Origin of the sequence: Vibrio sp. zbq_1 (assembly GCF_043102935.1) — a bacterium.
Lineage (GTDB): Bacteria > Pseudomonadota > Gammaproteobacteria > Enterobacterales > Vibrionaceae > Vibrio > Vibrio parahaemolyticus.
Genome location: NZ_JBICJH010000004.1, coordinates 1 through 25219, shown reverse-complemented (window position 1 = coordinate 25219; position 25219 = coordinate 1). Strand labels below are relative to the sequence as shown.

At 45.3% G+C, this 25219-nt stretch carries 26 protein-coding genes and 1 tRNA gene; 5 read left to right on the top strand and 22 right to left on the bottom strand.

From position 1 onward, the window contains the following. Positions 1-131: 131 nt before the first annotated feature. On the top strand, positions 132-2297 hold the full coding sequence (locus ACF8CV_RS00540) for a S9 family peptidase (protein WP_077281557.1): 2166 nt from the start codon (positions 132-134) through the stop codon (positions 2295-2297). 208 nt (positions 2298-2505) lie between these two features. Here the strand turns inward: ACF8CV_RS00540 and ACF8CV_RS00535 are convergent, their stop codons facing one another. The 10 genes from ACF8CV_RS00535 to ACF8CV_RS00490 form a co-directional block, all read right to left on the bottom strand. Continuing rightward, a complete protein-coding gene (locus ACF8CV_RS00535; RefSeq protein WP_021450330.1) occupies positions 2506-3504 on the bottom strand; it encodes a porin in 999 nt (332 codons plus the stop codon). Positions 3505-3719: 215 nt separating this feature from the next. Next, positions 3720-4589, bottom strand: a complete 870-nt coding sequence (locus tag ACF8CV_RS00530; protein ID WP_077281559.1) for an ABC transporter substrate-binding protein — start codon at positions 4587-4589, stop codon at positions 3720-3722. A gap of 35 nt (positions 4590-4624) precedes the next feature. After that, complete coding sequence (locus ACF8CV_RS00525) at positions 4625-5500, bottom strand: metal ABC transporter permease (protein WP_005479618.1); 876 nt, start codon at positions 5498-5500, stop codon at positions 4625-4627. Beyond that, the gene (locus ACF8CV_RS00520) at positions 5500-6234 is read right to left on the bottom strand and encodes a metal ABC transporter ATP-binding protein (protein WP_083147930.1); all 735 of its coding nucleotides are present in this window, start codon (positions 6232-6234) and stop codon (positions 5500-5502) included. The genes ACF8CV_RS00525 and ACF8CV_RS00520 overlap by 1 nt, the downstream gene beginning before the upstream one ends. Continuing rightward, positions 6234-7160: a metal ABC transporter substrate-binding protein gene (locus tag ACF8CV_RS00515; RefSeq protein WP_025524676.1), complete on the bottom strand. Its 927-nt coding sequence runs from the start codon at positions 7158-7160 to the stop codon at positions 6234-6236. Before ACF8CV_RS00515 ends, ACF8CV_RS00520 begins: the two co-directional genes overlap by 1 nt. Positions 7161-7182: 22 nt before the next feature. After that, complete coding sequence (locus ACF8CV_RS00510; RefSeq protein WP_208871055.1) at positions 7183-7737, bottom strand: DUF6162 family protein; 555 nt, start codon at positions 7735-7737, stop codon at positions 7183-7185. Continuing rightward, entirely contained in the window at positions 7734-8054 is a 321-nt protein-coding gene (locus tag ACF8CV_RS00505) for a hypothetical protein (RefSeq protein WP_005497843.1), read from the bottom strand. Before ACF8CV_RS00505 ends, ACF8CV_RS00510 begins: the two co-directional genes overlap by 4 nt. A gap of 42 nt (positions 8055-8096) precedes the next feature. Continuing rightward, positions 8097-8927: a DUF4198 domain-containing protein gene (locus tag ACF8CV_RS00500; RefSeq protein ID WP_005497841.1), complete on the bottom strand. Its 831-nt coding sequence runs from the start codon at positions 8925-8927 to the stop codon at positions 8097-8099. 15 nt (positions 8928-8942) lie between these two features. Further along, complete coding sequence (locus ACF8CV_RS00495; RefSeq protein ID WP_005479631.1) at positions 8943-9482, bottom strand: DUF2271 domain-containing protein; 540 nt, start codon at positions 9480-9482, stop codon at positions 8943-8945. 23 nt (positions 9483-9505) lie between these two features. Further along, positions 9506-10135 carry a PepSY-associated TM helix domain-containing protein gene (locus tag ACF8CV_RS00490; protein WP_005459339.1) on the bottom strand — a complete coding sequence of 210 codons (630 nt, stop codon included), beginning with the start codon at positions 10133-10135 and terminating at the stop codon, positions 9506-9508. 297 nt (positions 10136-10432) lie between these two features. Here ACF8CV_RS00490 and ACF8CV_RS00485 point away from each other — a divergent pair, with 297 nt between their 5' ends. Continuing rightward, positions 10433-10936, top strand: a complete 504-nt coding sequence (locus ACF8CV_RS00485; RefSeq protein ID WP_229651761.1) for a hypothetical protein — start codon at positions 10433-10435, stop codon at positions 10934-10936. Between the two features lie 73 nt (positions 10937-11009). On the opposite strand, the gene ACF8CV_RS00480 is transcribed toward ACF8CV_RS00485, so the two are convergent. From ACF8CV_RS00480 to ACF8CV_RS00435, 10 genes are all read right to left on the bottom strand, one after another. Then, positions 11010-12182, bottom strand: a complete 1173-nt coding sequence (locus ACF8CV_RS00480) for a tetratricopeptide repeat protein (RefSeq protein WP_025504825.1) — start codon at positions 12180-12182, stop codon at positions 11010-11012. Continuing rightward, positions 12179-12799 (bottom strand): energy transducer TonB, encoded by a 621-nt coding sequence (locus tag ACF8CV_RS00475; RefSeq protein WP_005484262.1) that lies wholly within the window; start codon positions 12797-12799, stop codon positions 12179-12181. Before ACF8CV_RS00475 ends, ACF8CV_RS00480 begins: the two co-directional genes overlap by 4 nt. Next, complete coding sequence (locus tag ACF8CV_RS00470) at positions 12799-13203, bottom strand: biopolymer transporter ExbD (protein WP_005459364.1); 405 nt, start codon at positions 13201-13203, stop codon at positions 12799-12801. The genes ACF8CV_RS00475 and ACF8CV_RS00470 overlap by 1 nt, the downstream gene beginning before the upstream one ends. Next, positions 13200-13754, bottom strand: coding sequence for a MotA/TolQ/ExbB proton channel family protein (locus ACF8CV_RS00465; RefSeq protein ID WP_005497833.1), 555 nt, complete (start codon positions 13752-13754; stop codon positions 13200-13202). The genes ACF8CV_RS00470 and ACF8CV_RS00465 overlap by 4 nt, the downstream gene beginning before the upstream one ends. Then, on the bottom strand, positions 13754-15121 hold the full coding sequence (locus ACF8CV_RS00460; RefSeq protein ID WP_005459330.1) for a MotA/TolQ/ExbB proton channel family protein: 1368 nt from the start codon (positions 15119-15121) through the stop codon (positions 13754-13756). Before ACF8CV_RS00460 ends, ACF8CV_RS00465 begins: the two co-directional genes overlap by 1 nt. Continuing rightward, positions 15122-15889: a DUF3450 domain-containing protein gene (locus ACF8CV_RS00455; RefSeq protein ID WP_005497831.1), complete on the bottom strand. Its 768-nt coding sequence runs from the start codon at positions 15887-15889 to the stop codon at positions 15122-15124. Positions 15890-15963: 74 nt separating this feature from the next. Next, positions 15964-18057, bottom strand: coding sequence for a TonB-dependent siderophore enterobactin receptor PeuA (gene peuA / locus ACF8CV_RS00450; protein ID WP_392415798.1), 2094 nt, complete (start codon positions 18055-18057; stop codon positions 15964-15966). Positions 18058-18265: 208 nt separating this feature from the next. Then, positions 18266-19639 (bottom strand): sensor histidine kinase, encoded by a 1374-nt coding sequence (locus tag ACF8CV_RS00445; protein ID WP_005459362.1) that lies wholly within the window; start codon positions 19637-19639, stop codon positions 18266-18268. Beyond that, entirely contained in the window at positions 19639-20304 is a 666-nt protein-coding gene (locus ACF8CV_RS00440) for a response regulator transcription factor (RefSeq protein WP_005459337.1), read from the bottom strand. The genes ACF8CV_RS00445 and ACF8CV_RS00440 overlap by 1 nt, the downstream gene beginning before the upstream one ends. Positions 20305-20462: 158 nt before the next feature. Next, a complete protein-coding gene (locus ACF8CV_RS00435; RefSeq protein ID WP_021821256.1) occupies positions 20463-21416 on the bottom strand; it encodes an L-lactate dehydrogenase in 954 nt (317 codons plus the stop codon). Positions 21417-21673: 257 nt separating this feature from the next. Here ACF8CV_RS00435 and ACF8CV_RS00430 point away from each other — a divergent pair, with 257 nt between their 5' ends. Beyond that, positions 21674-22384, top strand: a complete 711-nt coding sequence (locus ACF8CV_RS00430; RefSeq protein WP_017448053.1) for a glycerophosphodiester phosphodiesterase family protein — start codon at positions 21674-21676, stop codon at positions 22382-22384. Positions 22385-22414: 30 nt separating this feature from the next. Here the strand turns inward: ACF8CV_RS00430 and ACF8CV_RS00425 are convergent, their stop codons facing one another. After that, positions 22415-22897 carry a murein L,D-transpeptidase family protein gene (locus ACF8CV_RS00425; RefSeq protein ID WP_005479613.1) on the bottom strand — a complete coding sequence of 161 codons (483 nt, stop codon included), beginning with the start codon at positions 22895-22897 and terminating at the stop codon, positions 22415-22417. Positions 22898-23126: 229 nt separating this feature from the next. Here ACF8CV_RS00425 and ACF8CV_RS00420 point away from each other — a divergent pair, with 229 nt between their 5' ends. Continuing rightward, positions 23127-24122, top strand: a complete 996-nt coding sequence (locus ACF8CV_RS00420; protein WP_021484391.1) for a 2-hydroxyacid dehydrogenase — start codon at positions 23127-23129, stop codon at positions 24120-24122. An 83-nt stretch (positions 24123-24205) separates the two neighbouring features. After that, positions 24206-24562, top strand: coding sequence for a YibL family ribosome-associated protein (locus ACF8CV_RS00415; RefSeq protein ID WP_005467110.1), 357 nt, complete (start codon positions 24206-24208; stop codon positions 24560-24562). Between the two features lie 501 nt (positions 24563-25063). Here ACF8CV_RS00415 and ACF8CV_RS00410 read toward each other — a convergent pair. Further along, a tRNA-Ser gene (locus tag ACF8CV_RS00410) sits at positions 25064-25154 on the bottom strand. Positions 25155-25219: the final 65 nt, after the last annotated feature.

Sequence of the window (25219 nt, the reverse complement as noted above, 5' to 3'; positions counted from 1 at the left end):
GAGTATTCACTTCTCGAACCACATTTCTGCTCTCTAAAACAAAAGCGTGACCAGCCTGAAAACTCTCAATGAAACCAAAGTCCATACCCTCAGGATGAGGCAACTTAGGTATAAAATATAAGGATAAACAGATGCGTTTCACTTTAACTACGTTGGCCGTATCGGTCGCGCTTATCGCCGGATGCAGCAATCAAGGAACTCCAACCATGACTCAATATTCCCAATCACAGATCGTTGCTCAGCAAACTCAAGCCCCGGTTGCAAAAAAAATCCCTCACGCGATGACCAATCATGGTGATACTCGCGTTGATAACTACTACTGGATGCGTGACGACGAGCGTAAAGATCCAGAAATTTTGCAGCACCTAGAGCAAGAAAATCAGTATGCGGAAACCGTTCTCAAGCACACTGAAACTCTTCAAAATGAGCTATTTGAAGAAATTAAAGGTCGCATAGCAAAAGACGACAACTCCGTTCCTGTGCGTAAAGGAAACTACTTCTACTCAAGTGAAGTTACCGGAGATAACGAATACGAAGTTCATCTTCGAGCGAAAGATTTTGCTGGTAAAGACAAACAAGTCATCTTAGATGTCAATGAACTTGCGAAAGAACATGAATTTTTCAGTATTGGTGGCCTGTACGTCAGCCCGAATGAAAACTTATTGGCGTATGGCGAAGATACATTAAGCCGCCGTGTTTACACCATTAAGATTAAAGATCTGACCACAGGTAATTACTTACAAGATGAAATTGAAGGGGCGTCAAGCGCTGTCGCATGGCAGAACGACAACAACGCGTTCTATTACATCAAAAAAGATCCACAAACCTTGCTAGGCTATCAAGTTTATCGTCACGTATTAGGCACACCACAAAGCAGCGATGAGCTGATTTTTGAAGAAACCGACAGCGCCTATTACACCTCACTAAGCAAAAGCAAAGATGGTGACGAGGTTTACATTTGGCATTCGAGTACAGAGACCAGCGGCGTCTCCATCATCGATGCGAACAATCCTAAAGCGAAGGCGGAACCGTTCTACCCTCGTGAAGATGGCATTGAATACAGCATTTCCAAGCTAGACAATTGGTATTACATTTATACCAACTATCAAGCCGTCAACTTCCGTTTGATGAAAGTTAAGCAAGAGGAGATGCACGATCGTTCTAAATGGCAAGATGTGATTGCCGCAGACGACAATACTCAACTTGTTGACTTCGAGCTATTCGATGACCACCTCGTCTATGAGCAGCGCTCTAACGGTCTAGCGAGCGTCACTGTGCGTCAGCTTTCAACAGGAAAAGAATTCCCGCTCACATTTAATGACGATGCGTTCGCGGCATACTTAACAGGCAACTTCGAACTGGATAACAAAAAAGTTCGCATTTACTACAGTAGCTTGACTACTCCAGGAACCTACTACGACTTCGATCTGAAAACGGGCGAATCTGAAATCATGAAGCAGACACCTGTATTGGGTGACTTTGATGCGGATAACTACCAATCAGAGCGCATCATGATCAAAGCACGTGATGGAAAAGAGGTCCCTGTGTCACTGGTGTATCGTAAGGACTTGTTTAAGAAAGATGGTACAAATCCGCTTTACCAATACGGTTACGGCTCTTACGGTGCGACCATCGAACCGACGTTCGGCTCTGCACGACTAAGTCTGTTGGACCGTGGTTTTGTATTTGCAATCGCTCACATTCGCGGTTCTGAAATGCTAGGCCGACCTTGGTATGAAGATGGTAAAAAACTCACCAAACAGAATACCTTCAACGACTTTATTGATGTGACTAAAGGTTTGGTTGAGCAAGGCTACGGCGCGAAAGACCAAGTCTTCGCCGTTGGTGGATCCGCGGGCGGTTTATTGATGGGTGCCATTATTAATCAAGCCCCTGAGCTGTATCGCGGTATTGGCGCACATGTTCCATTTGTCGATGTTGTTACAACGATGCTTGATGAATCGATTCCACTCACCACGAATGAGTATGATGAATGGGGTAACCCGAACAATAAAACATACTATGACTACATGTTGAGTTATTCGCCTTACGACAACGTCAAAGCGCAAAACTACCCGAACATGTTGGTGACAACAGGCTTACACGACTCTCAAGTGCAGTACTTTGAACCGATGAAGTGGGTAGCCAAGCTTCGTGAAATGAAAACCGACGATAACGTCTTGTTGTTCAAAACCGATATGGAAGCAGGACACGGCGGCGCATCTGGCCGATTCAAACGTTTGAAAGAAGATGCATTGGAGTACGCGTTCTTCCTCGACTTGCTCGATAAAAAATAAGCATATACACGCCACTCATAAAAATGCCCGCACACTGCGGGCATTTTTGTTTGGACACATTCTCGAAGCAGAGAAGCAATTTAAGCCTAAACCTCATTCCACCTGCTTAGGGGGAAATCACCACCAAAGCGGAAAGAAAAACGCCTACTCACAACGAGTAGGCGTTAACACAATAAATGTGTTTAGGCAGTAGAAACTGTCCTATTTATTAGAAGTAGTAACGAGCGCCTAGAGTCCAGTAATCGTTCTCTTCGTTGTTGTAGTCATTACCTAGGTCGAATTGGTAACCAACGAAAGTAACGAACGAAGGAGTCACTGAGTACTCAGCTTGTAGTGCTGTTTCGCTCTTAAGTGTCTTGTTGTCTTTGTCGTTTTCTACGCCTTCGTAGTTAACGCTGAACGTCCAGTTATTTACACCGTACGCCAATAGACCTTCAAGCTGAGATGTGTCTTCAAGCATCTCGTAGAAGTATTCATTCATACCGTAAACAACAGCAGCGTATAGACCAGAACCGTACTCACCGTAATTTACAGAGAATAGGTGTGATTCAGCTGTTTTAGTACCTAGAGCTGCGTTCTTCACATCACCGCCACTGTACGTGTAGCCTAGACCGAAGCCCGCTACAGAACCGCTAAGTGCGATTTGACCACGTTGCTCGTAAGTTGTTGCCTTTGAAGTTTGCTCACCTTGCCAACCTAAACCTAGGTTGAAAGCAAAACCTTCACCAAACTGGAAACCTTTGCGGTAGCTAACCATTTTCTCTGCACGAGAAGATCCTAGCTCGTAATAACCATCTGCGTACAAGAAATCATTGGCAAATGCGATTGGTAAATCCGCAACGCCACCAACATCGTAATATGGTGACCATTGTGTACCAACAACAAGACGACCAAGTTGTTCATGAGTTGCGCCGATGTAACCCAAACGAGTTGAGAACGACTGATCGCCACCGTTAAGGTAGTTTAAAGACCACTCACCTTTTGCATCTACAGTAACACCGTTGCCAATGTCCTTTTTACCCGCCACGTTGATACGCGGAGACACTTGGTGAACTTTCACTTCATCTTCGAAATACTCACCCACGCCAACAGAAACGTGACCGCCAATCGATAAAGATGTACCATCGCTGTTATAAACTTCTGCTGCGAAGGCCTGTGAACCACATGCTAGTGCCGCCACTGCAACGGCTAGAGTTTTCATTTTCATTGTTAACATCCGTATAGTTGTTTGTACCGGTTCGTTTCAAAACAGAATAAAACTGAATCGTTCGCAACGAACAGATAACAAAGTAGTAATGAAATATAAATGAAACAAACACTTTCTTATGCAACTGGTGTTATTTGTGCTCAATTCTTGATCTACGCCACAAAAAAATAGGGAACTTTTCATTCCCTATCATTACTTCTGTGGCATTTTACGTGTTACATCTTCCACCGTGCGAGTGGCTTCTCAGTTTTGATACCCTTACTACCCCAACGGTCAATATTATCAATTTGCAGTATGCGATCCGGTGATACCAAAGAAGTTAAGATTTTTGATGGTTTTTTATCCGTCACCAACCATAGTGTTTTATCTTGTTCAAACTGAGCTTTTAAAGATAGTTTGTCTTTTTCACTCCATTCTAACTCCGGTTTGAACTGACGTTTGACGACAAAAAGTTGGTTTCCTGAAGCAAAATCTTCTAGTGATTCACTCATCAACACGATTGAATCGATCTCTTTTTCAAATATCACTGCTTGTTGTTGGTTAATCAACTCACGCACGCTAAGCATTAATGCTTGTTGATTACTTTGGATTTGCTCTTGGAACTGCGGATACAACTTTTGCAGATCGTCACCGACAATCGCTGTCATACGAATTAAATTACTGGGGTTCAACCAAACGTATTTAGATGTGGCTCCATCTTCCAGCTTTAAGGCCGCAACGCCTTGAGCTCTAGGGGAAATCGCTTGTGACGCATCAATTTCGATCAAACGAATGTTGCCTTGTCGTGCGTAGACATACGTCGGGTCTTGGTCCCAAATGGCTCTCATGGTAATAGCCACGGTTGCGCTCTTTCCTGCCTCTGAAACTTGGTTTGCACCTTTAGTGGCGAACCAATTCGCCATGCGTTCAATGCCATAGCGTTTGGGAGGCAGATATGTGGTTTCCACGCCCGTTCCTTTCATCAGTTGCTGTGACAGCATGTAAGTCACAGGGGTACTGGTTAAAATATCTTTGGCCATCGCCAATGATGACAATGTACTCATCGCCATCAATCCTAAACCTAAAGTAAGAGTTTTCATTTTCATGTCGAGATACTTAAGTTGGGTAGGTAAAAGCGTTATCACGCTTTACGAATAATTCGATAAACCGTTGCAGTTAAGAAGAAAGCAGCGGAAACAATGATGATCGACGCGCCCGATGGCACCGGTAAGTCGAGCTCCATTGGCAATATGGTGCCAACCAAGCAAGCAACCGTCGCAAGCAGAGAAGAAAGCAATACAAAGCTTCCCATTCGCTTGGTGAGCAACCGAGCTGTCGCACCAGGGATCAATAACAGCGCACCCACTAACACGGCACCAATGATCTTCACTGCGGCGATCGTCACTAAAGTGATCATCATGACGAATAGGTAATCGTAAAAGCTGGTATTGAAGCCACGCACGCGAGCAATATCTGGGCTGATACACGTGAGCAAAATGCGATTAAATGTCGGAATCAGCAGCAGCAGGATGATCAAGCAGCTCACTGCAAGCAACGTGATGTCTCTATCGGTCACCGTCAAAATCGAACCGAACAGTACGTTTTCTAGCATGTGTATGTTGATCTTACGTGCGACGTACATCAGCAACGCCGCCCCGACCGCCAGAGCTAACGCCAGAAATACACCGACCAACGTGTCATAAGGTACATTGGTGCGATTTCTCACGAAGTGCAGCAGCAACGCAAAGATCATGCAGAAGCTAAACAACCCTATGATTGGGTTTTCTGGCGGTTCACCAAGTAAAACACCAATAGCGATCCCCGTCAGTGCTGCGTGGCCAACTGCTTCGGAGAAAAACGCCAAACGCTTAGCAATCACTAATGTGCCCAGCCCACCGAGTAGCGGCCCCAAAATCAGCGCAGCGACCATCGCGTTCACCATAAAAGCGTACGCAAAGCTGTCGCTCAACCATCCAGCGTCTACACCACTCACCGCCAGTGCTCGTAACCACTCCATTACGCCGCCTCCGCTTTGGTTGTGTAGTGCTTAAATAATGTTTCAATACGATCTGGGCTGAGAACATCCGAGTGGTGTCCGGACGCCACAATCTGACGGTTAACAACGTGCACTTCTGCATCCAAACGACGCACCGCAGTGACATCATGATGAACCGCTAACACCGTTTTGCCCTGCGCGACAACTTCATGTATCAACCCTTCAAGGTAACGCACACCTTGCTCGTCCATCCCTGTTGTAGGCTCATCCAACACCAACAAGCTTGGGTCATCTAACAAAGCCTGAGCGAACAACACACGCTGTTGCTCACCACCAGAAAGTTGCCCCATACGACGATCTGAGCGAGCGGCCATGCCGACGCGATCTAATTGCGCCAGCGCACGTTGTGTTTGTTTGGTTTTACTGCGCCAGAATAGTGGGATTCGTGTTTGGTTCAGCAACACAAAATCCATCACCGTTAGCGGTAAGCTGGCTTCAAACATCGCTTTTTGAGGAACATAACCAACGTTTCCGCCAAGCTTATTGTGAGTCTGATTCGGCCAATGAACGGAAATGTCGCCAGTAAAAGGCGTAAGTCCAAGTACGGAGCGCAACAACGAGGTTTTTCCTCCACCATTTGGACCCATGATCACATGGCACTTGCCCGGCTCGAAGGTTGTCGTGACATTTTGCAATATCACGTTGTCACCGTATTGGAGACTTAAATTATCTATCGAGATAGAAGGACCAAGCATTACGCTTTCTCCTGTGCATGTTTGCTTGCCACGAACTTCATCGCTTCAATCAAGGTCTCAACGTTTTCGCGCATCTCAACTTCCACTTTGTCCGCTTCGTATTCCCCATGCGTCATGTGAGAAAAACGGTAGAGCTTAACTCCTGTCGCTTCTTCGATGGTATCAACAAAGCGATTTGGCATATTCAGCTCGTAAAACAACACATCAATGCCAGATCGTTTGATCTTCTCGATCGTCTCTTGCAGTTGGCTCGCGCTCGGCTCCACGCCATGAGCTGGCTCAATCACTGCAGCAACATCCACACCAAACTCTTGCAGAATGTAGCCGTATGCGTTGTGCGTTGTCGCAACCTTCATTCCTGCCGTGTCCAATTCACCCAACGACAACATGGCATCACGTTTCATCATGCGAAAAGTTTTGGCGTATTGACGCGCGTTTTTACGGTAGAAATCGGCATTGTCAGGGTCGAGTTTGCTCAACTCGCTCGCGATGGTATAAACCTTTTGAATCGTTGTTGAGAGCCCAACGAACGTATGTGGATTCACCGCGCCTTGCCCGACTGATTGTCCCATTGCTGGCAATAGCGGAACTTCTTTGTTGGCTTCAATGACAACGAGATCATCACGTTGCGACGCGTTGATCACCTTCAACGCAAAATCATCATGGCCAATACCATTCACCACGATGACATCCATTTCATTGAGACGTTTTAGATCATTCGGTTGCGGTAAGTAGTTATGTGGATTAAAACCAGCATCCACCAGCGGCAAGATTTCCGCTTTGTCACCAACAACAGCGTGCACATAGCTGAAATAAGGCTGAAGCGTGATACCAATTTTCATTTTGTCACTCGCGAAACTGGACGTGCTAGCGACCAATAAAGCGCAAGATGCAAACATGGAACGTAAAAGCGAACGTGTGATCATAATATGTATTCTTTGAATTGAGTTAAGTGTGCGAAGGATGAGCAGAAGATAGAGAAGAGAGAATTAGCTGTTGCCACCCCTGTTGATGGCGATGGCTTTCTTCGCTCAATGTTGGGGTTGGCGCAAAACCATGGGCATCGATTAGCCAAATGTCGGCGTGGCTTTGACGACTATCTAGAATCATTGAAGCCGCCCCTTGCTCACTCTGTCTGATGCCCAAGTAGATCCCGTCACCAATGCTCTGCCATTGATGCGAACCTTTACGCTTCCAGTTTTGATCTTGAACAAAGGGAGCAATCCACAGTGACGCCATCTCTTCCGTATCTGGCCAGGTGCCAGACTCTGCGTGTAAATCGCGCAGTTCTTCGTGCGCCAGTTTTAGCTCGGCAATCAAACCGAGCTCTTCTTGGTGCAAGTCCGTGATTCGAACTTGATGAGAAAGCACGTCAGAATGTGGGGAGTCAACTTGGTGCAGAGGCATCAAAACACTGGCGCAAGCAAGAATACCAGCGATGGTAAGTGCCACCCATTTCCCTTCTCGGCTACCGTTATCGGGACGAACTTTTTGTGTGATCATTTCTCTTTCAGCTCAACCACATCCACTTCAACTGGGCTTTCATGACCGGCATCGAAAACCAAGTAGAAATCAGTCTCTGGATGAGAAAACTCGGCAATAGAACGCTTGTCTGTTCTGACTTTGGCGATGAGGTTATCTTCGTAGTCGTACATTTCGACATCGTAATCGATCGCGGTTGAGCCATCAGAGTAGCCAGTTTCACAAATCACTTTATCTTGAGATAAATGACAACTCATTAGAGGAAAGTGAGCAGAAGCGTGAAAGGAAGAAAGTCCAGCCAATAGCAGAGCAGCTTTAAGAATAGAAGTGTTGTTCATGTTGATTCCAAAATGGCTCAGAGCTTGCTGAGCCTAATTCGATTAGTTGAGTAGAGTTTCAAACGTTAGGTGTACATTCGCGCTGGTTTTGTCAGCTAATGGGTGATTGTTCAACTCACCTTTGTAGTTTGCTTTCATTAGATAGCGCCCTGCCACGTCTGGCGTAAAAGTAATTTTTCCGTCTTTATCACTCACCACATCAATTTGCTCTTGATGGTTGCGATACAACGTTCCTTCACGCGTGATCTCTGCCGTCACACCTTGTTGAGGTTTGCCATCGAAGAAGAACTGGAACGTCACCGCTTCACCTTCAATGATGTCAGATGGGTGAGTCAGCGGTTTTAGCTCTAGCAATTTGCCTTCAATTTCTAACGCTTTTTCTGTTGGTTTACCGACCGTGATGTAGCTTTCTGCGCGGGTGTAGCTTAGCTGAGTCACCACATCACGCGTTTTTTCTGGTAGCACATCAGCGCGCTCAGCTTTATTGGCTCTAACCCACTTCACAGTATCGCGGCGACCTGCTTTGTACTGGGTGTAGTAGCTCGGCTCATTGTTGATCGCAACCTTATGCGTGCCCTCTTCAACAAAGAAGAAATCGAACATCGAACGACGCTTACCGCGTATTACAAAGTTCGGACGCTCAGAGCGCCCATCCGGCATGATGACAAAAGCTTGTTCGCTACCTGCTGGCTTATCGAATACAAATGTGCCATGAGAAGCAGTCACATCGAACGTGAGCCAATCACCACCTTCTTTAGAAACAGTAAAGTGTGAAGGCAAAACCCAACGAGGATGCGCTTGTGCCGTTGTCGCTGCAGCTAATCCCATTGCCATTACGCTTGCTAACGCCACTGCTTTCATTTTGGTTTTCATTGTTGTGTCCTTCTATCACTTAACTTGGTAATTGACGGTGATGACCCCCGTCTCTTGAGTTGGTTTGAGTTGGTAGCGCACCTCACTGTCCGCTAATGTCATTTTTTGGCGCAAGTAGTTGCGACCACCGTGTTCACGAACGACCTCAACATGTAAGGTATAGTCACCTTGCTCAAGGCGTTCGCCTGCGTCGTTAGTACCATCCCAAACAAATCGATACTGCCCAGCAGGGCGAGTCGCAGACGTCACAGCGTCAATCAGATCGCGATCATAACGACCTACTTTTCGCCACCAGCTGCGCATGTCTTTGAGCCACTCATCCTTACCGACCCAAAGCTGAATGGTTTTAACGGATTGACGTTGTTCATCTTCAACCCACACTGCGACGTAAGGACGGGCGTACATTGAGGTATCGATCTTTGGCAATTCAAACTCAAAGTCGATTTTGGCGGCATCAGGTAAAGGCGCAGCCAAAACTGGCCATGGTGCTAAAGCCGCAACTAACGCCGCTTTGCAAAATAGGTTTTGGCGAAGTAACTTGCCTGTGTTCAACATAAGCTTTTCTCTACAACTGGCTGTTAAGGCACAGCAACAAAATAAATGACGAGCGACAGCAAGGAGCCAAAGCTCATCCACTGTAGTGATGTTCTGAACGTCTTTTTCTTCGGCAATAACAGGCATACACCGGTCAGGACGAAAAACACCATCAGTAGTGCAGTGATGTCGATAAACCACTTCCAAACATCACCACTGTTACGACCTTTATGCAGATCATTCAGCAGTGCCACCGCGCCATAATTGGTGGTTTCGATATCGGCGTCGCCAGTGGTCATATCAACGAAAACCGTGGCGTTGTAACCTGGCCCTTTGAAATCCAGAGAGAGCTCGCCAAGCACCAATTCACCTTGCTCCACTTCGGTGTATACGTCCAAAGCAGATGGAGTGCCACGTAAAGCCACTTCTTGGGTCAAAAAGTCAATGAGTGCAACGCGGTTTGGCTGGAAGCTTTCGCCGTTCAAAAACAAGGTCTGCGGCGGGATGATGATGGTGTGCTGTTGAATGATGGGTTCTTTTCGCTCAAACAGCTCAGGACGATTTAGCGTGATGCCAGTGAGCGCAAAAAACAGCGTCACCAATAAAAGAGCCATCGAAATATAGATATGTAGACGGCGCGCCCACGTTTGAACACCTTTGCTTTTAAGCAACATAGAAAACAATCATCACCAATAAATGTGGAGCATAATTTAGGTGATAATCATTCTTATTGGCATTTAATTTACATTGTTTACGTTTAAAAACTGCTGGGTAGTTGAGGTCTAGTCGAGCGACTTAGATCTACTCCAAAAGAAATGGAAACAAATAGGTTAGATGGCAAACTAGTCAAATTGGAAAGGTTAAATTTCCAGTCTCATCCCAATTTCACCATAAATTACCGACTTTTCATTCGCTATAAGCAATGATGGCAAAGTTCTAATGAGTTTTACTTAGTCAAAATAGTATAGGCGATGAGATTAACTATGAAGTTAAAAAATTCTGCTCTCACTCTATTGATTGTTTCGTCAAGTACTTGTGCAAGCGATAGCTTTGAAAACCAAGTATTTATCAGCCTTAACCAATCGATAAGTGCATACGGAGAGAAAATAGAACAATGCGAGCAGATAGCTAAAGACAACAAGCCTGATGCAGAAACGCTGGCGTTCGCTAAAACCAATCATGATTTGTTACGCCCTATTTTACCGTTTCTGAGCCAACGTTCTTTCGAAGATTGCGTCCTACAAGAAAAACAACAGCTCGCCTATAAGCTATTGGTTGCAAAGCATAATTCGACGAGAGCATCGACGCTAAAGCTAGTCCAAGTCACAGAAAAGTTAACGTTTTCTATCATACCTAACTCAATAGAAAAATTTGAAGCCCTACGCAGACAAGATCAAGAGTACATTTTAAACAACCCATTCTTTTCAAAACCATTTAATGCTTTGCGTTTTTACGAACAACTAGTTGATGGGTAATTCTGTTTAAAATCAGATTCTACATATAGTAAAAGACCCGAGAATGACTTCGGGTCTTTTCATTTGTTCTGCGCTAAGAGCTTTGTGTTGCTTCCGCTTTACGCCGTTGGGTTAAGTATTTCACCCAACTCTTGGCTTGATTCGATGGTTTGATTTCATTCGCACGTTTCGCATTCGCCAATGCGTCATCCAATCGATTCAACTTGTAGTAGGCTCTGGTTTTGATGAGCGCGACGTCAGCATTACGACCTTTTACCTTATCCAAAGCAGCCAATGCTTGTTGGTAATGGCCTTCTTGAACAAGTAGCTGAGAGTAGTTCCAGTAGTATTTAGAATCCAACTTCGCGGCAATTCGCCAACTATCGATGGATTTATCCCACTCTTTTGCCATCTGCCAATAGGTCGCCTGCTGAGCTTTTAACTGGCTATCGACGTTGAGGTCTTCCAACTGCTCCATAATTAAAGCAGCACGCTCTGGGATTCCACGTTTCGCATAAAGCTGTGCCAGCAGTTTAAAATCATCTTGACTGAGCGCGACACCTTGTAGCTTGGCTAAAGCCATTGAATCTAGTGCGCGTTTGCTGTCATCGACACGTAAGTGCAAAGCGACGAGCTGACGCCACCATTCAACTCGTTCAGGCTCAATTGCAATCAAACGTTTGATGGTGACAATAGCAGGCTGCCACTTTTTGAGTTCCAGTTCAGACGAAAGCTTAATCGACAATGGACCGAGTTCATCCGGCTGACCAAACTTCTCGTAGCGACCCATCGCTGATAACACTTTATTCCATTGACTCAACTGGTAATGCGATTGTGCGATGCGCAGCCAAACTTCATGAGCTTTCTGGTTTTTAGGTACGGCTTTACTCAACTCGTAATAGTGCGGCAAGGCTTTAGCAAACTGTTGTTCGTTCAACAAAATATCCGCTAGCATTTTACGTGTTTGCCACGCTTGCTCGTCTTGCAATAAACCGCTGCTTACCGCGAAATCCAGTTGCTTGATAGCAGGCTTAACTTGCTCATTCTGCCAATAAAAAATACCGAGCATACGAGCAACAAACGCTTGATCGTAGCCACGCGATAGGTCTAACGATTCGAGAGTTGAGATCGCTTCTTTAAACTTCTCTTCTTGAGCTAAGCTGTGCGCACGCTGCACTCTAGATGCGGTGTACTGGCTAAGCTCTTGAGCTATCGCACTGGCTGCGGTCAAACTAAGCAGCGTTGTGATTAAGAATTTCTTCATCATTTGCCTAATTTGAACTCCACTTTTGCGGTTTGTCCGAACTGCTCAATCGACACACCATTTTCAACTTTGGGTTGGTATTTCCACTTCTTCAACGCGCTAATGGCTTCTTTTTCAAACATACGCTTTGGCTCTGCATCGATCACTTCAATGTCTTTTGGACGACCTGTCGTGTCAATCGTAAAGCGCATGATCACATAACCTTCAACCTTGCGTTTTAATGCTTTACTTGGGTAACGAGGTTCAACTTTATACAGCGGTAACGCTTGTTGATTGCCCATGGTTCCCTTTAGGTTTGGCGCATTAATCGCAATACCATCTAACGCCGTGTTTAACCCAAGCGCGCTGATCGGTGTTACTTGACTCATCGGCTCAACTTGCGTATTGGCTTGAGACAGCTCCATCGGCTCTGGTGCTTGAGGTGGCTCTGGCTGCTCTGGTACTGAACGTTGACGACGCTGCACATCGGCATCGTTTTCAACCATGACCATATCAAAACGCACTGCCTCAGACGGCTTTGGTGCGCGTTGATTGCCGTTATCGACCATCCACGCCATAAAGCTAAACAAACTCACGGCGATCAATAATGACGCTGGTAACGCAATTAACAGCCTACCCATTAAGGTTTCTCCGCTGCCAGTGCAATGTTCTTCACGCCAGCACCTTTAGCGGCATCCATCACTTTCACAACGGTGCCGTTGTAAGCGTGTTCATCAGCCTGAATCACTAACGATGCATCTGGCTGGTCTAGCAATAGGTGCTCAATAGATGCTTCTACGCGTTCCAGATCGACCAAGCGTTTGTCGATGTATACATCGTTTGCTGCCGTAATGGCGATGAAAATACCTGCGTCTTTTTGACTGACCACGTTCGATGCTTGAGGGCGGTTCACTTCCACGCCAGACTCTCGCACGAAAGAGCTGGTAACAATAAAGAAAATCAACATGATAAATACAATATCAAGCATCGATGTTAAATCGACTTGAGCTTCGTCTTGTTGATTTGGTCTGCGTCCGAGTCTCACTTCTGACTCCTTAAAGATTGTTCTAATTGGATCGCTTTACGTTCACATACTTTGCTTAAACGAGCATGTACAAACATGCCCGCCAATGCCGCCACCATACCTGCCATAGTAGGCAGCGTTGCTAAAGAGATGCCCGAAGCCATCAATTTTGGATCGCTGCTGCCTTGTGAGGCCATCACGTCAAAAACGGTAATCATGCCAGTGACAGTACCCAACAGACCAAGCATGGGACAAATGGCCACCAATAGCTTGATCGTCGAAAGGTTTTGGCGCAATTCGATTTGTGCCTTTGCAATCCATCCATCGCGAATTTGATGTGCATACCAAGAGTGGTGCTCTGACCGTGCCAGCCACTGTTCACGAAGCTGTTTATTTACCTTCGGAAATACCGTCGTTAAGTAAACCACTCGCTCCATAACCAGTAACCAACACACCGCTACAACGGCAGCCAACCACCATAGGATTTGGCCACCTTGCTGCATAAAGCTCATCAAGGTATTGGCCCAATCCTCACTGATCAAACCCAAAGTGTTGAGTAGGATCTGCTCCATTACGCTGCGTTCTCCGCTATCGTGTTACGGTTGCCTTTGTTGTTAGACATATCGCGCTCTGCTTGTTCAGCAACTAAGCCAATACCCTGCTTTTCTAGAATGTTGCGAATGCTCTCGGCTTGAGAACTCAGCACATTATGCGCCAGAAGCAGTGGCATTGCGGCTACCAAGCCGAGAACCGTTGTCACCAACGCCATCGAAATACCGCCCGCCATGACTTTTGGATCGCCATTACCAAACTGAGTGATCACTTGGAATGTTTCGATCATGCCCGTTACCGTACCTAGCAGACCTAACATTGGTGCCAGCGCTGCAAGCAGTTTGAGCATCGATAGTCCTTTTTCAAGGTGCGTTTGCTCATCAACCACCGCCTCAAGTAGACGCAATTCTAATGCTTCGACACTTCGATGTTTGTCGTTTTGATAAACAGAAAGAACGCGACCTAGAGGGTTATCTTCTGCTTTGGTTGGATTCTTTAGCTGCTTCGCGATTTTTTGGCGAGCAATGAAAAGAGACACACCGCGAACCAACGCGATAATCAAACCAATCGCTAATAGAACAAGGATGATCTGGCCAACTACGCCACCCGCATTTAGACGATCTTTCAGCGTTGGCGAGTTCGCTAGTTGTTCTAAAAGAATGCCACGCGATGGATCAATAACTAACGAATCCAATTCGCCGTTGGTGAATGCGCTCGCTGTCGGACCATTTTCTGGCTGACGCAAATAGTTCACTGCGTCACCGCGCTGGCCGTTCCATTTCACATAGCCATTGTCATCAAGTAGTGCCATTGCGCCAAGACGAACACCGTTGACTGTCTGTTCTTTACCTTCTCCATCGAGCAAAGTGAAAGAGACCTTCGCCAGTTCGCCACTTGCGGTAACTTGCTCTTCCATACTGCGCCACATCGCTTGCAGCTGCTTCAACGTCGGTAGAGACTTCGCCGCGACAATAGCTTCAATGTCTTTTTGATATGAGTTGGCATCTACGCCTGTCACTGCGTGTTTCAGTTCTGACTCAAGCTCTTTCGCGTTTTGACGAACAACACCAAATAGTTCGCCTAGGCTGCCCGTTTCTAAACGCAATTTTTCTTCTAGCTGAGCCAGTTCCGCTTCATTTTCACTAAACGTGACGCTTAATGTATCAGCTTCGGCTTGAAGGGCTGCACGTTCAGCAACGAGCTTGTTTTTAATTGCTTGCAGCTCTTGTTCGGTTTTCTTGAAACCCGATTCACGTGACGCATTGTGCGTTTGTTGCTGACGATTTTCTTGCTGCGCTTTTTGCAACAACGTATCGCTCGCGAACGTTGTGTGAGGCATCATCGCCGCGGTTGAGATAAGAGCAACCGATAGCCATTTCTTGATCATTTACTTGCCCTCCGCAACCGTTAGTGACACTGGCAGAGTTAACATACTCGGTGCAATTTGTTTGTTTGCCATAGCAAACGCCTTATCTAGCTCGGTCTTTTGTTCCGAACCAACAGGCTGCCAGGCTTGTTGCTGTTGCGACCAACTCCAGAATTTGTCACCAGACAGGCTACGCGCAACCAAAGATACACGGCCCAAGTAAAGGACATCTGCTTCCACTTTTTCGTTAGCATCTAGGTTAATTTTGCCTTGGTAGATACCAAGCTTGGTGCCGTAGTCCATTTCAATTTGGTAGGCTTCTAGGATTCGACGGAATTTCTCTGCGTCGGCAACATCGGCTCGCGTCATCAGATCATCAAGCTTCGCAATGCGTTCTTCACGCTGAGCTTTACGAATAGGTTTGTCGCTGGCCACTATGCGCTTGAGTCCTTCAAGCATGTGATACATCAATGGCACGACACCCTGACGAGTTTGAGCAATCTGCTCAATTTGCTCGTTCAAGCTGTTCACTTCTTGATGTTGGCTCTCGACCAAACTTGAAAGATGATCACGATAAATCTTCAAGTTGCTGACTTCTTCCTGAAGCTGTTCGATTTCCGCTTCCAGCGTCAGAGCCTTTTCTGCGCTTGCATCAATACGTTTTTGGCTAACCGCTGATGCTTGGTTAGTTTTACTCTGCACTGCTTGTGCATCGTTTAAATTCGCCGCCTGAGCAGGAATCAAAACGGATGAGATCAACAGAGCGATACTTGATTTCATTAGATTCATACGAGTTTAAATGCTATTTCCTAAAAACGACTAAAGGGGAAGACCGGACTTCCCCTTTACTAATCAAATTGTTATCAGTACTTGAACTGGATTGTCGCCATGTAGTTTCGTTCTTCTCCAACCACTACGCCACTCGCGCCTTTTTGATCACCGTTCGTGCTACCACCACCTGCGAGGTAGTCAGTATCGAATAAGTTTTCGACATTGAATCGAGCGATGATGTCCAAGTTTTCATCGTACTTATGTTTGTATGACACGCCCATATCAATGCGAGCGTAGCCATCTTTCTTGAAGGTGTTCTTTGCATCACCGTAGCGATCACCTTCATAAATCAAACCAAGGTTTAGGTTCGTATTGTCCTGAACCTTGTAGCTAGACCATAGACTTGCCGAGAACTCTGGCACATCGGCAGGGCGGTTGCCTTCAAATCTTTCTGCCTTCTTCAACTCGGCATCCAAGTACATTGCAGAAGCGGTTAGCGACAACTCTGGGGTCACAAAACCTTGAGCCATTAACTCAGCACCTTTGTGAACTTGCTCACCACCTTGCGTTTTCTTGTGTAGGAGCTGATTACTAGCATCTTTACCACTTTCAACATCCAGCGAGATATTTTCTAACGTGATATCAAATACAGCACCTGATACAAATAAACGCTGTTCAAACAGTTCCCACTTCGTACCAATCTCATAAGAGATACCACGCTCAGCGTCGAGTTTCTCACCATCATTGATGTAAGTACGACTACCGTTGCTGACTTCACCTTGCGGCATAAAACTCTCAGAGTATTGCACGTAAATCGAACCATTCGATGTCGGGTGGAAAATCACGCCTAACTTTGGAGAAACTTGGTTCTCTGTTAGCGAATCTTCACGCTTTTCGTCATAACGAGCACCCGCAAGTACTTGCCAGTAATCGTTAATCGTCATCATGTTTTGCGCGTAAATACCCCAAGTGTCATGCTCGCCTCTTGGGTATTTTTTCGAGCGTACGGTTCCAGGACGAGTAACTGTCGTGCCTGCCGCTACATCCTCTCCTGCATGGAAAGCCATAAAGCGGTCGTATTTGTAGTCGAGGTAGTTCGCCCCCACCAAAAACGTATTTTCTGTACCCAACAAAGAGAAGTTGGTTGTCACGTCTAAGTACGCGGTATCGAATACCCAGTTATCTGTGCGCTCGTTCCCTTTATGTCGAATCACACCATCTTTGTCATAATTGTCAAACTTAGGGTAAGACTCTACATCAAAACGCTTAAAGTCTTGACGGTTGTAACCCGCTTTCACATTCACGTTATCAGTCACTTGAGCATTAATATCGATACCGTAGTTTTCTACGTCGTTATCAATTTTTGACCACTGAGCGTCCCAGATGTACTTATCACCACGAACTGGCTTTCCGTCCACGATGTAAGCACCTGAATCTACGCTACCTTCGTCTTTTGTACGGTCATAATGCGCTGACACCATGATGTTTTCAGTAATGTCATACTCAACAACTAGGCCACCCACAACACGGTCAGTTTGCGGCTTTGTGCCATCGCCATACGTACGCCAAGAGCTGTAGTTTTCTTTCGCAAAAATAGCGCGAGCACGTAGCGTTTCTGCGTCATTTAAAGAACCACTTACATCAAGTACGGTACGCGAATGTTCGTTTGAACCGATATCTTGGCTCAAGCTTACCTGTGTTTGCGTTGTTGGTTTCTTAGAAACCATGTTTACTAAGCCACCCGGCTCAGACTTACCATAAAGTAGACCAGATGGACCTTTTAGCACTTCAACGCGCTCTAAAAGCTCAATTGGCTGACGGTAATGTGACCAGTGCTGACGACCATCACGTAAGAAGCCATCAGAACTACTTAGTTCAAAACCACGTAGCGAGAAACGTTCACGGTTACGGCTAGTTCCACCCGCGCTTACACTCGCGTCATTACGTAACACTTCACCTAGTGTACTTGCGCGTTGCTCATCGATGACGGTTTCGTCGATGACCGCAACCTGTCCCGGAGTTTCTAGCTGCGTCATTTCCATACGCATCGCTGTACTGTTGGTATCAGCTTTGTAGCCGAACTCGCGACCTTCTACAACTAGGTGCTCATCTGTTTGAACGTTTGCCACTGCAGGCGCTGCTAGCACCGCACCGATCACTAATGCCAAATGGCTCTTAGTAAACATATCCTTTCACTCCGATTATTTTCGGGTCGCACATTCAGTGAATGTGATTCCCTCTTATTTATTTTGCGAGTGAATATAAGTGATAAGTATTACCATTTGCATTAAATTTACATTCTTTGCATTTGCAAAGTTTTGTAAAGAACTCTCTGATGAAGAACCGCTCATACGAGATCCAGATCACAAATCGAGTTTACTTCATTGTTACCCGTTATTGTCTGAACACCAAACTCACGGTTAAACCACCTTGAGAACGATTCTCTGCATTGACGGAACCACCCATCATTCGCATCGATTCCTTAACGATCGCCAGTCCAAGGCCGTATCCACCAAGCTTTTTGTCTCGCGAGGCATCCAAGCGGGTAAACGGGTTAAAGATATCGGATAACTTGTTCTCTGGGATGCCAGGCCCATCGTCAGAGACAGACATAACCAGATAAGCCTGCCCATTGATTTCTTGATTAGTCAGAGTCACTTCGATCCGAGCATCTTCACCCGCGTATTTGATAGCGTTGCCAACTAGATTATTCAGACAACGCACCACGAGAGTATCTTCACAGTAAGCTCTCGGCTCGGTCACACGTGAAATAAATACAATGCTCTGTGATTCCCTCAAATCGATTTTGCAACGCTCAACTTGTGGGGCTAGTAGCACTTCAAGATCGCTACGCTTGGTCTCTTTGTCGTAGCGAGCATTCTCAAGGCGACTAAATTCCAAAATGTCACTGATTAGATGATTCAGCTCTTTGGCTTCGTCTTCCAGCCGCGTCACTAATTCTTGTTCGCTTTCACCAACTCGTTTACGTAAAAGGTGCAAAACCAAGTTCTGTCTAGCAAGAGGCGTTCTTAGTTCATGGGACACATCGCGAATCAAAAGACGTTGCTTCTCCGCTAGCGAGTGAATCTCTTTCGTCATGTGGTCAAAGTCTTGCGCGAGTTCATTAAATTCTCGCGTGTTGGACTTTAGCTCCTGCACAACACTGACATTAAAATCGCCGTTAGAAAGCTTCTTGCTCGCCTCTCTGAGTCTGTCCAACGGTTGCTGTAAGTTACGAGCCATTAAAAGCGAGAACAAAGCCAAAATCACGGCGGCAATCACCACTTTGATAATGGAAAAGTACAGTATGAAGTCATTCGCAGGATGTAAGCGATGTGGCAGTTGAATGACTAAGTTGTGCTGCTGAACCAATGGAATGCTGATGATTGGTCGATTCACTTTGTCTTCCAATTGATCATCAATACTGCGTTTGAATTGGAGCTTGAATTCAAAATGTGGATGCATGAGACGATGCGTCACTGGTTGAAGTTGCTCGTTCAGTACAAACAAATAGAACTGCTGCGCGTTCGCCCAATCAGCCAACTCATCCATGTCACCATGTTCAATCAACACGTTGGCTTGGTGTGCAAGATCCAACATTTCCATTTTGACGCTATTTGGAACCTTCAACATGGCTTTCACCAAGGCTTGTTCCGCTAACGCTTGCACCAGCAAAATGCTGATGACTATCGCGGTCATGTAACTGAAAAGCTTAAACGCAAGGCTGTCTTTGCGTTTTGCTATGTAGGATGGACACACCAACTTCATCACGCGCCCACAGATTCTAAATAACTGTAGCCTTTGCCTCGAAACGTTTTGATGTGCTGTTTAGATAAGCCCGCTTCAACCAATTTTCGGCGAATGTTACTAATGTGCATATCTAGGTTGCGATCAAACGGGCTGAGTTCTTTTTTCAACACTTCTGTCTGTAACTCAGCTTTGGAGATCACCACGCCTTGATTCTTAACCAAATGGCTTAAAAGCTCCGCTTCTGTGCTGGTCAACGGTAAGCTGGTTAGCTGATCACTGATACTCTGGGCGGTATTACAAATGGTTTGGCGTTGACGCTCCAAGCCCACTCGACGCAAGATCGCTTTGATGCGCATTAGCAACTCAGCGACGTTGAATGGCTTACCAATGTATTGATCGGCACCCGCTTGATAGCCATCTAGCATCGAGTTTTCATCGTTCAATGCTGTAAGCATCAGAATTGGTGTAGCAAATCGTTGGCAAATACGACGAGCAACTTGCATCCCATTTAAGTTTGGCAACATCACATCGAGCAACACTAAATCGACTGGCGTTTTCTCCATGTACTGCAGCGCGCTTTCACCACAATGCACAGAAGAGACGGTATATCCTTCATCTTGCAAAACTACTTCTAAAAGCTCACACAAAGGAACGTCATCATCAACAATCAGAACTCGAGACATGCCAAATTACCACTTAAATAAAAATGGTTCGCATTCTATTACTCATTTGCAAATTAAACAACCATAGTTTATGGGGCTTTTCTCTGTTTGGAAGACACAAAAAAGCCTACTAAACAGTAGGCTATATAAGGCAAAACGGAGAATTTCTTTGTTTACAATCAGCACTTCAAACCTGTCGATTGCGCGACATTCTCAACAATGGATCTCAAGTTCACACTAATAGAGTGTAATGTTTCAAGCTCCTCTTCTGTAAACGGGTGAGTAAGAACCGACTCTGCACCTTTTTTCCCGACCACCGTCGGTAGACTTAGCACGACGCCACTCACACCATATTGACCCGACATCATCGTGCCAACTGGCAACACAGAGCGCTCATTGATTTTGATGGCTTGAATGATTCGAAATACGCTGGCTGCAATACCATGCACCGTATTATGTTTGCGACGAAATATCTCGTAACCCGCTTGCTTAACCGCTTCGAGCAACTCATCAGCATCGATTCTTTCGATATTGTGCGTATCACAATAATAATCCGCAGGCTGGCCAGCAATAGAGATCAAACTCTTTGGTGTGAAACAGTGGCTTCCGTGCTCTCCCAGCACATAACCAAATATGTTTTTAGGGTCAAGATCCACACGGTTAGCAACAATGCTCATCAAGCGAGCTGTATCGATAACACACCCGCTGCTTATCACTTTGTTTGGCTCAAAGCCCGTATTGGTAGTAATAAAATGAGCAACAATGTCACAAGGGTTGGACACGACAATCAAAACCGCCTTTGGCGCAACACGCTCTATTTTTCTAGCGATCTCGACGCCAATCTTCGCGTTGATTTCCGCGATATCTAAACGTGTTTGTCCTTGTTGAATTTGCGCACCTGCCGTTATCACAACAATATCGGCACCTAACAAATCGAGGTAATCATCTGAGGGAATAATGCGGGTATTTTTGGAAAAGGTTAACGCCGCTGTGTGACGAAAATCGAAGACTTCCCCTTCAGCTCTTTCTAAGTTTTGGTCTAACAGAACAAGTTCACTGACGCTGCCTAGCGTGAGCAAATAATTGCAAACACCAACTCCAACGGCGCCAGCGCCAATCACACCAATTTTCATCTTACTCTCCCTGAAAAAATGCGGCTCTTGAAAGATACGTCGCTCTTTAAAAATGAGCGGCAAGAGCATAAAAGTCCAACGTCATTTTGTAGCTCAGAATCTGTTACCAATCTAGTCTTTCATTTCCGCACCATGCTTGTCTGGTGAAAATTACACCGTTGAATCGTGACGTTACCGCCCTGAAGAAGCCTTTCACCTCTATATCAACGGCCAAAAGCGAGTACAATCTGGACATCTCATTCAAGAAGGCAAACAAAATGGAAACTCTGTTAATTGGTCACCGCGGCGTTGCCGGCTCGTTCCCAGAAAATACAAAAGTCAGCGTTCAAGCTGCAATTGATCTCGGCCTAAAATGGGTAGAAGTGGATGTTCAGCCAACAAAAGATAACGTACTTGTGGTTTGCCACGATCATACGTTAAATCGATGCAGCAATGGCAAAGGACGAGTTGATGCGCATACGTTGGAAGAACTAAGACAATTAGATTTCGGTGGCTGGTTCAGCGAAGATTTTGCTGGCGAAAATATCATGACTCTTGTGGAGCTGTTAAGTTTGGCTACTGAGCGAGGTCTAAATCTGAATATTGAAGTTAAAGTAGACCGCCATCCAGCGGATGAAGTCGCACAAACGCTAGCAAAAGTGCTTACCGAAAGTTCAATGCCTAGAGAGAACCTTTTACTCTCAAGCTTTAGTCATGATGTCATCAGAGCACTTTACCAGCATTGCGAAGGTTATCGTTTGGGTGTTTTAAGTGAGTTTTTTACAAAAAAAGACGGGCTATTGTTAGATGAAGTGAAAGCGTACAGCTGTAACCTAAATATTAACTGGGTTCGTTCGCGTCAGATCATTAAGCTGCAAGAAGCGGGCTATAAGGTCATGTGTTACACGGTCAACAACCCGAATAAGCTCAAGCACCTTCCGCAATTAGATGGCATTTTTAGTGACCATCCAAAACGTTTTATGCAGTAACCTTTCAAAGCTCCCGTGGGATAACGAGTCCTACCACTCGATCGTGATCGGTGTTCCCATGGTGACAAGCTGGATGAATTCATCCATTTCTTCATTGGTGAGCGCAATACACCCGTTGGTCCAATCAAAACTCTGAATAAAACTAGGATCTTGCGTCTCACCATTCTTTAAACCATGAATTTTAATGTTCCCACCCGGGGAGACACCTCTCCGGTGCGCCTCTAACGTGTCAATAGCATCGGGATAGCTAATGTGCACCGAGCGATAAAACGCAGAATCCTCAATCACGTAATCGAGCGTGTAACTGCCTTCTGGCGTTCGGTTGTCGCCTTCTTCTTGCTTATGGCCTTTAGGACTGGCACCCAATGCAATACGATATTCTTTTAGTATGATGCCATCTTCTATCAAGTACATTCTGCGTTTCGATTTATCAACTTTAACCAGATCGACAGCCGCGTGCGTACTGAACGTAACCAATCCACACAGAATTAAAGCACACCATTTTATCGACATTGCCAGAACGCCCAAACCAAGAGTCAGAAGGAAATAAAAGAGAAGCTATGCTAGTCAGATGATGCTCACAAAGCAATCTGATTATAACGTTGAGACGTAAAAAAGACGGTGCTAATCGCATCTTGATATTACTGAAATTTAAGCAAAGATTTCACTATTCATTAGGCCTAAGTTGCATTACTTTATAAGTAGATTTATTTATAAAACCCATACTTTTTGGGAGGGAACTATGATTAACATTGCTTTTTTTAGTGCAAAATCCTACGACGAAGCCTCTTTTAATAAAATTAAGAACAATCGCGACTTCGAATTTCACTATCACGACTTTCGACTCACCGAAAAAACCGCAAAAATGGCGCACGGTTGTGACGTGGTGTGCGCTTTCGTCAATGATGATCTTTCTGCTCCCGTTCTAAAACAACTTTCTTTGGGCGGAACAAAACTCATTGCGATGCGTTGTGCTGGCTTCGATAAAGTAGATCAACAAGCGGCTAAAGAGCTTGGCCTTCAAGTTGTGCGAGTGCCTGCATACTCTCCCGAAGCGGTCGCCGAGCATACCGTCGGTTTGATGATGTGTTTGAATCGTCGTCTCCACAAAGCGTATCAACGCACCCGTGATGCCAACTTCTCTTTAGAAGGATTAGTTGGCTTCAACTTTTTCGGCAAAACCGTTGGCGTTATCGGCACAGGCAAGATTGGTATCGCCACGATGCGAATCTTTAAAGGCTTAGGGATGGAACTGCTTTGCTACGACCCTTACGAAAATCCTCTGGCTTTAGAAATGGGTGCACGATACTGTTCTCTTGAAGAGATTTACGCCAATGCAGATGTTATCTCTCTTCACTGTCCAATGAGCGAAGAAAACTACCATCTATTGAACGAAAACGCTTTTGCTCAAATGAAAGATGGCGTGATGATCATCAATACAAGCCGCGGTGAGTTACTCGACTCTGTCGCCGCTATCGAAGCACTTAAACAGGGTAAGATTGGCGCTCTTGGTTTAGATGTGTACGACAACGAAAAGGACTTGTTCTTCCAAGATAAATCCAACGACGTTATCGTGGATGATGTTTTCCGCCGCTTATCGGCATGTCACAACGTTCTGTTCACTGGTCATCAAGCTTTCTTAACTCACGAAGCGCTGAATAACATAGCATCTGTGACATTGAACAACGTAGAAGCCTTCTTCTCCGGCCAAGTTTCAGGGAATGAACTAATCAACTAAACATAGAATCGAGGAGGATAGTAGAGCGTAGATTTTCAGCTATGCTATACTCCTCGACCATTAAAAAATTGAGTCTATTTACCATGAGCATTAAAACTGATATTCAAAAGCTGCATAACCGCGTAGATACCTGCCAACGTAAACTGGATGCAGCACGTTCTCGTGGTGATCACGAAATGATTTCTAAATTCACGGATGAAGTTGAAGATCTAACAAAGAAGCTTAACCAACTTAAGCACAAACAAACATACGAACTAAATAAAGAACGTAAAAGCCTGTTAGATATGCCATTCTCTCGTGAAATCACTAAAGCAGAACAGGCAGACATCGGTAAACTGAAGAAACGCGTACGCGGCCTGGTTATCGTTCACCCTATGACTAAAATGGGTAAAGAACTACGCCTAGACGTGATGACTGGCTTCGCACCGAAAGAGTTCTAATACACTCGACAAACACATTAAATGTAAGAACGCCCAAGCCCATCGCTTGGGCTTTTTTGTATCTGAATTAACCAGAGAAAAGAGAAGCTGAATAGCTGCAAGGTGTGCAACAGTAAAACTCAGTTGCCAGTCACTCAATCTCACAGCGTTTAAGTCTTGCTGCTTTAGAAAGCGTCACTTTAGTAGGTTCGAAAGCTTTAATGGAACATCTGTATGCTAAAGATCATTCATTTAAGAACAAACCTTGTATTGAGTGATTGTGTGCTGAATATTAGAACAAGGGCGCCTAGCTTGAAGGGGATCTCAACCGGGGATTTTCTAAACCTCTATCATTTCCAGTTTGCGCTGAAATAAAAAAGCCTCGCTATTTCTAGCGAGGCTTTTTTATTGTACTGAGAGTCAGGGTCACGACCGACTTGGGATTTAATACAAACCCCATCTAATTATCAAACGTCGAAAATGACGAAAGCCTGAAAATTTCTTTGCAGGCTTTCTGTATAGTGGCGGAGAGATAGGGATTTGAACCCTAGATACGCTATTAACGTATGCCGGTTTTCAAGACCGGTGCTTTCAACCACTCAGCCATCTCTCCACAAATTGTCATCATCAGATTAGTACACTGAAGATGTTGTTACACGTAGTACGGGTAACGATATT